Source organism: Streptosporangium sp. NPDC006007 (assembly GCF_040614315.1).
Taxonomy (GTDB): Bacteria; Actinomycetota; Actinomycetes; order Streptosporangiales; family Streptosporangiaceae; genus Streptosporangium.
Genome location: NZ_JBEXUG010000072.1, coordinates 1 through 11,742, shown reverse-complemented (window position 1 = coordinate 11,742; position 11,742 = coordinate 1). Strand labels below are relative to the sequence as shown.

Below are 11,742 nucleotides of genomic sequence, written 5' to 3'. Positions count from 1 at the left end.
TCCACCTGGTCATCGCCACCCAGCGCCCCTCGGTGGACGTGGTCACCGGCCTGATCAAGGCCAACGTCCCCTCCCGCCTCGCCTTCGCCACCTCCAGCCTCGCCGACAGCCGGGTCATCCTCGACCAGCCGGGCGCCGAGAAGCTGGTCGGCCAGGGCGACGCGCTCTTCCTGCCGATGGGCGCGAGCAAGCCCATGCGGCTGCAGAACGCCTTCGTCTCCGAGAAGGAGATCGCCGAGGTCGTCGGGCACTGCAAGGCCCAGATGCAGGTGGAGTACCGTCACGACGTCACCGCCGCGGCCTCCGCCAAGAAGGAGATCGACGAGGACATCGGCGACGACCTCGACCTGCTGGTCCAGGCCGCAGAGCTGATCGTGACCACCCAGTTCGGCTCGACCTCGATGCTCCAGCGCAAGCTGAGGGTGGGTTTCGCCAAGGCGGGCCGCCTGATGGACCTGCTGGAGAGCCGGAGCGTGGTCGGCCCCAGTGAGGGGTCCAAGGCGCGCGAGGTAATGGTCAAACCCGACGAACTACCCGGGCTTCTCGCCGACCTGCGAGGCCAATGACGCCCCCGCCGTACGACGGCCATCCGATTACTGGTTGAATAGTACTCACTACGCAGCGTCGGGGGCTTTGGGGGCGTGCGGCATGAGTATTGGCAGCAGTCTGGCGGAGGCACGCCGGTCGGCGGGTCTGACCGTGGGTGAGCTGAGCGCGCGCACGCGCGTTCGCGAGGCGTTGATCCACGCGATCGAGCGGGACGACTTCTCCCAGTGCGGAGGGGATTTCTACGCGCGCGGGCACGTCCGCAACATCGCCAAGGTCGTCGGGCTGGATCCCGAGGCCATGGTGCACGAGTACGACGAGTTGCACGGGGGCGTGCCGCTGCCGGTCCGGGCGGCCAGCGTGTTCCAGGCCGACACGCCCATCAAGATCCGCGAAAGCCGTTCGCCCAACTGGACGACCGCCATGGGGGTCGCCCTGGCCATCGTCGTGGTGTTCGGCGTGGTGAAGACGATGGGCGGCGGGGAGGAGACCCCCACGGCGGAGGTTCGCCCGGCCGTGCCGTCGCCGTCGATGCCGGCCGCCGCGCCCGAGGCGCCGCGCAAACCGGCGGCGCTGACCGGCGGCAGGCGGGGCGGTCTGGTCGTCCTCCAGGTCAAGGCCAGGCGTTCGTCCTGGCTCGACATCAAGGACATGACCGGCCGTAAGGTCTTCTCCGGCGTCCTGGAGGCGGGTAAAACCTCCGTGTGGCGGGCCGACAAGGGGATGCAGGTCACCTTCAGCGACGGGGGAGCGGTCTCCCTGCAGGTGAACGGGAAGAACCTCGGCGCCCCCGGCCGCCGGGGGCAGGTCGTCAACCGCGCCTACGAGGCTCCGGCACCCCAGCCGAGGCAGTCGCCGGAGGGTTAGGAATGGGGGAGGTGCATCGGGTGGTGGCCAACTCCCGATACCGTAGTGTTCACCATGTCATCCCGCCGAACCGCATCGCTGATCACGCTGGGCTGCGCGCGCAACGAGGTCGACTCCGAGGAGCTCGCCGCGCGTCTTGAGGCTGCCGGTTGGCAGGTGGCCGACGAGGACCCCGATGTCATCGTCGTCAACACCTGCGGCTTCATCGACTCAGCGAAAAAGGACTCCATCGACACGCTGCTCGCCGCGGCCGACTCCGGGGCCAAGGTGGTCGCCGCGGGCTGTATGGCCGAGAGGTACGGTGACCAGCTCGCCGACGCGCTGCCGGAGGCGGCGGCCGTCATCTCCTTCGACGACTACACCCAGATAGGCACGCGGCTGGACGACGTGCTGGCGGGCAGGCCGCTTCTCCCGCACAGTCCCCGTGACCGCAGGACCCTGCTGCCGATCTCACCGGTCGAGCGGGCCGCCGCCCCCAAGACCAACATCCCCGGCCACGGTGAGCTGCCCGAGGGCATGGCCCCCGCCAGCGGCCCCAGGCCGCTGCGCAAGCGCCTGGGCGACGGCCCGGTGGCCTCGCTGAAGCTGGCCTCCGGCTGTGACCGGCGCTGCACGTTCTGCGCCATCCCGGCGTTCCGCGGCGCCTACGTCTCGCGTGACCCCGCCGAGCTGGTCGCCGAGGCCACCTGGCTGGCCGGGCAGGGGGTCAGGGAGCTCGTGCTGGTCAGCGAGAACTCCACCTCCTACGGCAAGGACCTGGGCGACCTGCGGGCACTGGAGAAGCTGCTCCCCTCCCTCGTCGCGGTCGAGGGCATCGAGCGGGTGCGGATCAGCTACCTGCAGCCCGCCGAGCTCCGCCCGGGTCTGCTGGAGATGATCTCCTCGACCCCCGGGGTGGCCCCCTACTTCGATCTGTCCTTCCAGCACGCCAGCGGCTCGGTGCTGCGCCGGATGCGCCGCTTCGGCGACCCCAGGCGGTTTCTCGACCTGCTGGGCACGGTCCGGGCGACCGCCCCGGGGGCGGGTGTGCGCTCCAACTTCATCGTGGGCTTCCCCGGCGAGACCGAGGAGGAGTTCGGAGAGCTGGTGGCCTTCCTTGAGGAGGCCAGGCTCGATGTGATCGGCGTGTTCGGCTACTCCGACGAGGACGGCACCGAGGCGGCCTCGCTCCCCGGCAAGCTGGACCAGGAGGTCGTCGACGCCCGGCTGGCCGCGCTCACCGAGCTGGCGGAGGAGCTCATGGCCCAGCGGGCCGAGGAGCGGATCGGCAGCGAGGTGGACGTCCTCATCGAGGAGGACCTCGGCGACGGCGGCTATGAGGGAAGGGCGGCCCACCAGGGGCCGGAGGTGGACGGCTCCGTCACGGTGCAGGGCATCGGCCTGGTGCCGGGGCAGATCGTCCGGGCCGTCGTGGTCGACTCCGAAGGGGTCGACCTGATAGCCCGTATCAAGGCCGCCCCGTGAGTGCGCCGCCGGGTCGGGAGAGGGTATGACCAACACGCCAGAGACCGGCACCGAGCCGACGGCGGTGACCACGGGCCCCAAGGTGAGCGCGTGGAACATCGCCAACGTCGTCACGGTGATACGGCTGGCGATGGTCCCGTTCTTCGTGGTCTGCCTGTTCCTGCCGGGCACCGGCTGGCGGGTCACCGCGCTGGTGGTCTTCCTGGTGGCCTCGCTCACCGACCTGCTCGACGGCGAGCTGGCCCGCCGCTACGGCCTGATCACCGACTTCGGGAAGATCGCCGACCCGATCGCGGACAAGGCGCTGATCGGCGCCGCGCTGATCAGCCTCTCCGTCCTGAACGAGCTGCCCTGGTGGATCACCGTCGTGATCCTCGGCAGGGAGATGGGCGTCACCCTGCTGCGGTTCGCGGTCATCAGGCACGGCGTCATCCCCGCCAGCTACGGCGGCAAGGTCAAGACCGTCCTGCAGATCGCCGCCATCGTCTCCTACATGTGGCCCGGGGTGCCGGAGCCGATCCGCTGGGCCGCCATGGGCGCGGCGGTCGTGGTGACCGTGGGCACCGGGGTCGACTACGTGATCCGCGCGGTCAAGCTGCGGCAGGTGGCCAAGAGGGCGCGGGCCTGATGAGTCACCGGCTGCTCGCCGCCACCAGTGTGCTCTCGCTGCTCGTCCGCCGGGGTGAGACGGTGGCGGTGGCCGAGTCGCTGACGGCGGGGCTGATCGGCGCGGCGCTCACCGCTCCCTCCGGGGCGTCGGAGGCCTTCGTGGGCGGGGTGCTCTCCTACGCCACCGAACTCAAGCAGCGCCTGCTGGGAGTCCCCGCCGACCTGCTGGAGCGTGAGGGGGCGGTGCATCCCCGGGTCGCCTCGGCGATGGCCGACGGGGTCCGCAGGCTCACCGGCGCCACGTACGGCCTGGCAGCCACCGGTGTGGCCGGTCCCGACCCGCAGGACGGTAAACCTGTCGGCACCGTGCACCTGGCCGTTAGTGGTCCGAATGGGCGGGTATGGCAGCGGGATCTCCACCTCGCAGGTACTCGTGAGGAAATTCGCCAATCCACAGTCAATGAGGCTGTGGACCTGCTTCTAGGTGTGCTGGAGCCGAACTTGGGGGAACAATCCGGGTGATTACCGCGTTACGTCCCCAGCGAACATGCTCTCCACGGTCTGCCGCACTGTTGGTGGATGCGGGTACGGTGGAACTGTGAGTGAGGTAAAGGTCAAGCGATGATGACGGCGAGGAGTATGTACGAAGGGTCGCGTTCGAAGAACGGGCGGCACGAACCGATCGCGCGAGGTGTCGTGAAGACGCCCGCGCCGGGGAGGGAGCGACAGATGGTCCTGCTGCGTCAGCTGCTCGGTGACGTGCTGCGGCGGCTGCGGGTGCGGCAGAGTCGCACCTTGCGTGAGGTGTCCACGCTGGCTCGTGTTTCTCTCGGATATCTGTCCGAGGTGGAGCGCGGTCAGAAGGAGGCGTCCTCTGAACTGCTCGCGTCGATATGCGGCGCCCTGGGCGTGCCGCTGTCACAGGTGCTTCGCGAGGTCTCCGACCAGTTCGCGCTGGCCGAGCTTCAGCATGCCCCGGTGCTCGCCGGCGACGTCCCCGAGCGGGAGCGTCTGCCGATCGCGGAAACCGTGCCCGCCGCCATTACGGATTCGGTGTTTCCCGAGGTCAACGACATGGTCGCCGCCTAGGCCGCCGCTTTTCCCGGTCGGCGTCGACAGCGTCGGACGATAAGCCGTCCCCGTGGCTGAGCTCTCGTCTCCCTGCGGCTGATCCGGCTCCCGCGGCGCGGGCGAGGCCGTCCCGTCCTGCCGTGCGCTCACGTGCCCCGTCCCGGGCACGGATCCCCGGCCGTCATTCCGCCTGGCCGTTCCCTGCCGGCGTGCGCAGCCGCCGAGCCGGCCTGTCCCCTCTCCGGCCTCTTGAGGCCGCCACGGCCGTCACAGCCGGATCTCGGCGAGTAAAAAGCCTCCCGGTCCGGTGCGCCTCGCGGTCCCCGCCAGGCCGCGCCGGTCCGGTGACGCCTCTCGCCGCCCGGCGTTGGCCGGCAGCGGGCGGACCACCTCGTCTCATCTCGTCAGAAGGCGGCCCGGTGGGGCGGATCCGCCGGACGCCGAGCGCCCGGCGGAGCCGTCCCGTAGGTGCGCGAGACGACGTCACCCTCGGGCACGGAACACGCCTCAGTCCCAGGCCGCGGGGTCGGCGGCGAGCTGGCGGACCCGCTCGGGGAGAGAGCCGGTGGCCACGCAGTCGAGCGTGACCTCCTCCAGGATCGCCCGTTCGCTGGCCCGCAGCGCGATCCAGACCTGCTGCAACGCCTCGGCGGGCCCCCGGTAGCCGACGTGCTCTGGACGCTCGCCCCGCACGTTGGCCAGCGGGCCGTCCACGGCGCGGATCACGTCGGCCAGGGTGATCTCGGTGGCGGCCCTGGCCAGCACGTAGCCGCCCTCGGGGCCGCGCTGGCCCCGGACCAGACCTGCCCGGCGCATCTGCAGGAGGATGTTCTCAAGATACTTGGGCGGCATGTCCTGCTCCTTGGCCAGCTCACCCACGGTGGTAGGTCCGTCACCTGCGGCGGCGAGTTCGGCGGCGGCACGTAGGGCATAGTCGACACGAGCGGATAGACGCATGTAATCGATTATCCCGCCTGCTATTGACTGCTTACACGCCAGGTCCCCCGGAGAGCCGAACTTCGAGGCCGTGACCGCCGGCGCGGCAGGGGCGGGCCGGACGCCCGGGTCTTGACGCCGCGGCGATCACGCGCCCGTGGGCGGGGCCGCGCGTGATCGGCGGGCGGAGAGAGGGGACGGGGCGCCTCGCGACCTTCCACGGCCTCTCCCGCGGGGCCAAGCCGCCGGGAAGCTTTATTAATGAATAAGACCGCTATTCTTGTCTGAAATGTAAATGCGACCGGGAAACGGCGAACAAGAGACCATGTGTATGGAGCGACGTCCTGGCGTGCCCAGGTTGCTGAGGGAGATCAACGATCGGGCCGCCTTGGAGTTGCTGCTTGATTCCGGGCCGTTGACGCGGGGGCAGATCGGGGAGCTCACCGGTCTTTCCAAGGTGACGGCGTCGCAGACGCTCGCCCGGCTGGAGGAGCGCGGCCTGGTCGAGGTGGCTGGAGAGCAGGCCGGAGGGCGAGGTCCTAATGCAGCGCTTTATGGGGTCATTTCCTCCTCTGCCTATGTGGCGGGCCTGGATGTGGGTCCGGAATTCGTCACCACCGCCATCGCGAATATCCACGGGGAGACCGTCGCGGAGGTGGCGGTCGCGCCGAACGGCCACGACGATCCGGTCGCCCTCGTGCGCAGCGCGGTCGTCAAGGCCTGCAGGTCGGCCAAGGTCGGGCTCTCCAGGCTCCGGTCGGTCGTGATCGGCACCCCGGGCGTGGTCGATCCCCGCACCGGGGACGTGCGCTTCTCCTTCGACCTGCCTGACTGGCACGAGGGGATCCACCAGGCTCTCGCCTGTGATCTGCGCCGTGATGTCAAGATCGAGAACGATGTGAACCTGATCGCCCTCGCCGAGCGCGCCCAGGGCGCGGCACGCGACGCCGACGACTTCGTGCTGCTCTGGGTGGGCCGGGGCATCGGCCTCGGCGTCGTGCTCGGCGGCCGGCTCCACCGAGGCCTGTCCGGCAGCGCGGGCGAGATCGGCTACCTGCCGGTCCCCGGCGTGCCGCCGGCCGGTGACGTGCGGGCGGTGCCCGGGAGGCTGCCGTCGCTCGCGGGCGGGCTGCAGTCGCTGGTCGGCGCCGAAGCGGTGACCGAACTGGCCGGGACGTACGGTTTCGCCGGTGAGAACGCCGCCGAGCGCGTGGCGGCCGCGGTCGGTGCGGGGGAGCGGGGCGAGCCCCTGCTGGACGAGATCGCCCGGCGGCTGGCGCTGGGGGTGGCGTCGGTGTGCGTCGTGCTCGACCCCGGGCTCGTGGTGCTCGCCGGGGAGGTCAGCCGGGCGGGCGGCGGCCCGCTCACCTCCAGGGTCGAGGAGGCGGTGGCCCGGATCTGCCCGGTCCGCCCACGGGTGGTGCCCAGCGAGGTGACCGGTAACCCGGTGCTGCACGGAGCCCTGGTCTCGGCCCTGAGCCAGGCCCGGGAGCAGGTGTTCTCCGAGGCGGTGTGAGAATTGCCGCTATGCGTAACATCGTGTTGATCTCCGATCCCCGGGTCGCCTCGATCCCCGTCGAGGAGTCGGGGGAGCGGTTGATCGACGTCCGGGGGCGGCTGCGGGTGGACGTACGGCTGGCCGACTCCGAGGGGGCGTTCGCCCACCTCCGGCAGGGGCTGGTCGACAGGCTGGAGGAGGCTCAGGCGGGGCTGCCACCGGGATATCGGCTGCTGATCGTGGAGGGATATCGGCCGCTGGCGATGCAGCAGCGGATCTTCGAGGAGTACTCGGCGGAACTTCAAGCGGCATTTCCCGAAATGTCGCCCGAAGAGATCTGTGTGGCGGCGAGCCGTTACGTCGCGCCGGTCGAGGTCGCCCCGCACACCGCGGGCGCGGCGGTCGACCTGACCCTGTGCACCGAGGACGGCGAGGAGCTCGACATGGGGACCCCGCTCAACGCCACCCCCGAGCAGAGCGGCGGCGCCTGCTACACCGCGGCCCCCGGCCTCTCCACCGAGGCCCGCCACCACCGTGAGCTGCTGGGCGCCGCCCTCGGCTCGGTGGGCCTGGTCAACTACCCCACCGAGTGGTGGCACTGGTCCTACGGCGACCGCTACTGGGCCATGACCACCGGTGCCCCCGCCGCCCACTACGGCCCCCGCCCCCTCTGACCACCTTCCTACGGCGTGCGCCTCCTTGACCGGCGCACCTCCCGGCCAGGCGTCCGTCGCGCCCCATCGGCCAACGGGGCGCCACGGCGTACGCGACTCCTCCGGATTTCCCGACGGCCCGTCAGGCCGTGACGGCTCCGTGCCTCTCAGCGATCTCGTCGATTCGAGCGGCGAGAAGAAAATCCAGGTCCGTCACGACATCACCGGCCGTATGCGTGGTCATGGTGATCCGCAGCCGATCCCACCGGATGTCGATATCGGGCCGGTGTTCCAACTCGACGGCGACCTGTGCGATTTCCGCGACGATGCGCATAGCCGTGTCGTAGTCAATCGAGTAGATCTTGCTGATCTGCCCGGTACCGCCAGACCAGCTGCCCAACGTCAATCGCCGTACGATCTCCTCGGCGGCCAAGGGGTCACGGAGTCCCAAACCCACCACCTCCCATCTCCAGAGTGCCCGTCAGGTGACGCCGGCCGGCATCTCCGTCACCTCGCGACCCACGGCGGTGTCCGCCCAAGCACCCATGCGGGTCGGCATGATCGCCAGTTCGGCTTGCTGACGGACCGAGCCGGTCTTGTGCAGGAATTCAATGGCCTTCCTGGCCGCCTCCGCCGCCCGCTCAGGCTCCGGGAGCGCCGCGAGGGCTGTGGCCTGTCGAGCCAGGAAGACCCCGATGTCCCGCCGTGACGCAGTCGGTACGGACAGGATGACCTCATCCCAGAGGGTGGCGGCTTCGGAGGTAAGCCCAAGTCTGCCGTAGCAGGTGGCCCGTTGGATCTCCACATAGTGGGGTGTCCGGCAGGCGTTCCCCCACAGGTGGTCATCGTCGATGTCGTCGATGAGCGCTGCGGCCTCATCCAGCAGGGCGTCGCAGCGGCCGCGATCCGATGCCAGCGCGTACCCGTGAGCGCCCTGCTGGAGGGCGAGCACCCTTGCCTTTGGCATGAGCCTGTCACTGTTCGACAGGGCGGCGGCGGTGAGGTCGATCACTACCGAGGCATCGCCGAGGTCGGCGGCCAGCATCGCCTTGTTGGTGAGGGCATGGCTGGTGAGCTGGATGTCCTGGGCACGATGCGCCATCTCAAGGTTCATGTCGAGCCACAACGCAGCCTGGTCGATCACACCGGCATCCTGGTACAGCCATCCTGCGAACGCGGCAAAGCCGGCACCGAGCCGGAGCAGCTCACGGTGTAGCTCACCCTTGGCCTGGTCTGCCAGCTTGGTGATGGAGCGGTACTGAGCCGTGACGACACCCAGCAGGTGGTGGGGCCCAAGGAACGCGTCGGCGGTGTAGTGGCTCAGCAACTGGAGACGGAAGTAGTCCACCAACTCCGGCGCCACATGGTGACTCGGTGAGATCGGGAAGGCGGGAACAACCGTGGGCGGTCTGCCCACGCCTCTTCGATCTTCCACCCCGAACAGGGCGGCCTCTGGCATGCCGAACACGCGGCAGTACAGCACGCGGTACGGATCCTTCGGCTGATGTCTGCCCGACTCCCAGGCCTTGATATTCCTGACAATGCTCTCCCGTGAGGGAAGACGGCTGCGCGTCTCCTCACCGGCGGCCTGGAAAAGCCGCCTGGCCGCACCCGCTTTTTCACCGAAGCGCGCGCTCATCGTCACCACCGCCGGAAGAACTCTGTCCTCTCCCGATAACCACCTTTCCCCCGATGCCCGTCTCCTCGTTCGGCGTTGTGGTGATCGGCTCTGCGAGCCCGGGGGGCGCCGTGCGCCGGGGAGGGCCGGAGTCGGTGGTCGGGAGTCAGGAGGCTGGCCGTAAAGGCTGTGGGGAGTACGCATAGGGGCTGTCGGGAATCAGGGCGAACCGGTCGATGAGCTTCAGTCGGGCAGAAGAATCAGTGGGCCTTTTTCAACCTGAAGTCGCAGGTCATGGCCTGTTACGGGTGCGATGTCTGATCGACAAGTAGAGAAGCCCCTGGTAGAAGGGTTGTCGACCAAGATCAACCATCACGCCAGAGGCTCGTGTGCTTTTCTATCGTGCTGCGCTGCCGTTGTCACGCCGGACCTTGACCTATCCGGCAGGCGTGATCCGCCGTCACCGCAAGGCGATCGGTTCGCCGTGGCGGCGGCTCGGTCCCGGCCGGCAGGCCCTGCTCGTCCTGGTCCACCTGCGTAAAGGGGAGACGTTCGCCGAACTCGCCGCTGGATTCGGCGTCGGTACGGCCACCGCCCGGCGCTACGTCGGTGAGACCGTCGCCCTGCTCGCCCGGCGTTCTCGGGGGTTTGCCCAAGGCCGGGTAGTTAAGGGGATTTGGTTCTTGTCAATCGGCTGAGACGGGCAACGGGACTCGTGTAGATCAGATGTCGGCGAAGATCATCTGAAGAGTGGAGTCCCGTTGCGGGAGCAGTCTGTCATTTCCCGGGTGGTGCGGGTGGCCGCGGGGGTGTTCGCGCCAAGGGCACCTGGGGGAGCTCACGCAGGTCGTGCCGTTCGAGTTGGTGGATGCGGTGCCGGCGGAGACGGGCCGGGTGCAGCACCGGCTCCGGGAGCCTCCCTCGCGGGTCGGGGTGTATTTCCTGCCGGCGATGTGCCTGTTTCCGGAGGTCGGCTATCGGCTGGTCTGGGACAAGATGACGAGCGCTCTGGCGGGGCTGCCCGCTGTTGTCTCACCGACCGCGAAGGCGTTCGCGACCTGCGTCGCCGGGTGGGCGGCGGGCCGATGCGGGCGCTGTTCGAGGTGCTGTGCGGCCCGCTGGCGCGGCCGGTGACGCCCGGGGTGCGGTTCGGCCCCTACCGGACGGTCTCCTTCGACGGCTGCAGCTCGCTGAAAGTCCCCGATACCGGCCGGAACCGGGCTTGGCTCGATCGGCCGGCCCACGGCGGCTATCCCCAGCTGGAGCTGATGACCCTGGTGAAGACCGGCACCCGGGCGATGATCGGCGCGGTGTTCGGGCCCACCGCCACGGGCGAGACTGAATACGCCAAGCGGCTGCTGCACCTGCTGAGACCGGACATGCTCGTGCTGTGGGATAAGGGATTCGACGGTAACGATTTCCTCGCCGCGGTGACGGGCACCGGAGCCCAGGTCGTCGGTCGCCTGCGCAGCAACCGCCGCACTCCGGTCCTGTCCCGCCTGGCCGACGGCTCCTACCTGTCGGTGATCGGCTCGATCCCGGTGCGGATCGTCGATGCCCAGATCACCGTGACCTGCACCGACGGCACCGTCTTTGACGCCTCCTACCGGCTGGTCACCACGCTGACCGACGCCCGCCGCCACCCGGCCGGTGCCCTGGTCTGCTTGTATCACCGGCGCTGGGAGCACGAATCGGCTTACTATGCGCTCCGGCACACGATCTTGCGCGGGCGCGTGCTGAGGTCGGGCGACCCAGTCGGCGTCGAGCAGGAGATGCGGGCGTTGCTCACGCTCTACCAGCCGCCGCGCACCGTCATGGTCGACGCCGCGCGGTCCCGCCATGGAACCGATCCCGATCGCCGCGGGTTCACCATCGCCTTCCAGACTGCCCGTGACCTGGTGATCCAAGCCGGGGGCGTCCTGCCCGAAGCTCCTGACCTCATCGGAACGATCGGACGCCGGGTGCCGGCCAGGTTGCTCCCACCACGACGCCCACGCATCAGCACCCGCAAGGTCAAATCACCGATCTCCCGCTACGGAGAACGGCTGGACGATGGCCGGCCCGACACCAGCCGCGCCATCACCTGCCTCGACATCACCGTCCTGGAGCCTGCGCATAACCCGCCCCTCCCCGCCAAATCCCGAGACGACCGGCACACCAGCACGGCAAGCCGCCGTAGCACACAGGTCCTGGCCCTGCTCCACACCGAGCCCCACCGGCACTGGAACGCCCGCGACATCGCCCACCACCTCGGCGACATCACTTTGAACACCATGTACCGGCAACTGTCGCGATGGGCCACAACCGGACTCATCCACAAGATCGGCCAAGGTCTCTACGCCGCCGTGCCCGACCCGCCGCTCCCTTGACAGACACCCGAAAACGCTACTGAGGTTGAAGCTCAGGAGTTAGATCACCGACGGCGGTTTATGACCGTTGGATGACCTCGCGTTCGGTATGCCGGAGTTATGAGGTATCCG

14 protein-coding genes and 1 pseudogene are annotated in these 11,742 nt (G+C 69.2%); 11 read left to right on the top strand and 4 right to left on the bottom strand.

Annotated features, from left to right (window positions below; genetic code table 11):
- The 6 genes from ABZ194_RS29505 to ABZ194_RS29480 form a co-directional block, all read left to right on the top strand.
- Positions 1 to 566: DNA translocase FtsK (locus ABZ194_RS29505; RefSeq protein ID WP_355600292.1), on the top strand; the 566-nt coding region annotated here is incomplete at its 5' end.
- An 82-nt stretch (positions 567 to 648) separates the two neighbouring features.
- The gene (locus tag ABZ194_RS29500) at positions 649 to 1,413 is read left to right on the top strand and encodes a RodZ domain-containing protein (protein ID WP_355600291.1); all 765 of its coding nucleotides are present in this window, start codon (positions 649 to 651) and stop codon (positions 1,411 to 1,413) included.
- A gap of 54 nt (positions 1,414 to 1,467) precedes the next feature.
- The gene (rimO, locus tag ABZ194_RS29495) at positions 1,468 to 2,877 is read left to right on the top strand and encodes a 30S ribosomal protein S12 methylthiotransferase RimO (RefSeq protein WP_355600290.1); all 1,410 of its coding nucleotides are present in this window, start codon (positions 1,468 to 1,470) and stop codon (positions 2,875 to 2,877) included.
- Positions 2,878 to 2,902: 25 nt separating this feature from the next.
- Positions 2,903 to 3,505, top strand: coding sequence for a CDP-diacylglycerol--glycerol-3-phosphate 3-phosphatidyltransferase (gene pgsA, locus ABZ194_RS29490; protein WP_355600289.1), 603 nt, complete (start codon positions 2,903 to 2,905; stop codon positions 3,503 to 3,505).
- A complete protein-coding gene (locus ABZ194_RS29485) occupies positions 3,505 to 4,008 on the top strand; it encodes a nicotinamide-nucleotide amidohydrolase family protein (protein ID WP_355600288.1) in 504 nt (167 codons plus the stop codon). Before pgsA ends, ABZ194_RS29485 begins: the two co-directional genes overlap by 1 nt.
- Before the next feature lie 207 nt (positions 4,009 to 4,215).
- Positions 4,216 to 4,575, top strand: coding sequence for a helix-turn-helix transcriptional regulator (locus ABZ194_RS29480; RefSeq protein ID WP_355600287.1), 360 nt, complete (start codon positions 4,216 to 4,218; stop codon positions 4,573 to 4,575).
- A 249-nt stretch (positions 4,576 to 4,824) separates the two neighbouring features.
- Here the strand turns inward: ABZ194_RS29480 and ABZ194_RS29475 are convergent, their stop codons facing one another.
- Positions 4,825 to 4,947, bottom strand: a complete 123-nt coding sequence (locus tag ABZ194_RS29475) for a hypothetical protein (RefSeq protein ID WP_355600286.1) — start codon at positions 4,945 to 4,947, stop codon at positions 4,825 to 4,827.
- Between the two features lie 117 nt (positions 4,948 to 5,064).
- A complete protein-coding gene (locus tag ABZ194_RS29470; RefSeq protein ID WP_355600285.1) occupies positions 5,065 to 5,514 on the bottom strand; it encodes an Rrf2 family transcriptional regulator in 450 nt (149 codons plus the stop codon).
- A 310-nt stretch (positions 5,515 to 5,824) separates the two neighbouring features.
- Between ABZ194_RS29470 and ABZ194_RS29465 the strand changes: the two genes are divergently transcribed.
- Both ABZ194_RS29465 and ABZ194_RS29460 read left to right on the top strand, forming a co-directional pair.
- A complete protein-coding gene (locus tag ABZ194_RS29465) occupies positions 5,825 to 7,009 on the top strand; it encodes an ROK family transcriptional regulator (protein ID WP_355600284.1) in 1,185 nt (394 codons plus the stop codon).
- A gap of 11 nt (positions 7,010 to 7,020) precedes the next feature.
- On the top strand, positions 7,021 to 7,665 hold the full coding sequence (locus ABZ194_RS29460; protein ID WP_355600283.1) for a M15 family metallopeptidase: 645 nt from the start codon (positions 7,021 to 7,023) through the stop codon (positions 7,663 to 7,665).
- Between the two features lie 121 nt (positions 7,666 to 7,786).
- On the opposite strand, the gene ABZ194_RS29455 is transcribed toward ABZ194_RS29460, so the two are convergent.
- Positions 7,787 to 8,101 carry a 4a-hydroxytetrahydrobiopterin dehydratase gene (locus tag ABZ194_RS29455; protein ID WP_355600282.1) on the bottom strand — a complete coding sequence of 105 codons (315 nt, stop codon included), beginning with the start codon at positions 8,099 to 8,101 and terminating at the stop codon, positions 7,787 to 7,789.
- Between the two features lie 24 nt (positions 8,102 to 8,125).
- Positions 8,126 to 9,283 carry a hypothetical protein gene (locus tag ABZ194_RS29450; RefSeq protein ID WP_355600281.1) on the bottom strand — a complete coding sequence of 386 codons (1,158 nt, stop codon included), beginning with the start codon at positions 9,281 to 9,283 and terminating at the stop codon, positions 8,126 to 8,128.
- Between the two features lie 368 nt (positions 9,284 to 9,651).
- On the opposite strand from ABZ194_RS29450, the pseudogene ABZ194_RS29445 reads away from it, so the two are divergent.
- From ABZ194_RS29445 to ABZ194_RS29435, 3 genes and pseudogenes are all read left to right on the top strand, one after another.
- A pseudogene (locus tag ABZ194_RS29445) lies at positions 9,652 to 9,903 on the top strand (transposase family protein); the annotation flags it as partial.
- 109 nt (positions 9,904 to 10,012) lie between these two features.
- Entirely contained in the window at positions 10,013 to 10,396 is a 384-nt protein-coding gene (locus tag ABZ194_RS29440; RefSeq protein WP_355600280.1) for a transposase domain-containing protein, read from the top strand.
- The gene (locus ABZ194_RS29435) at positions 10,348 to 11,631 is read left to right on the top strand and encodes a transposase (RefSeq protein ID WP_355600279.1); all 1,284 of its coding nucleotides are present in this window, start codon (positions 10,348 to 10,350) and stop codon (positions 11,629 to 11,631) included. Before ABZ194_RS29440 ends, ABZ194_RS29435 begins: the two co-directional genes overlap by 49 nt.
- The last annotated feature ends 111 nt before the right edge of the window (positions 11,632 to 11,742 follow it).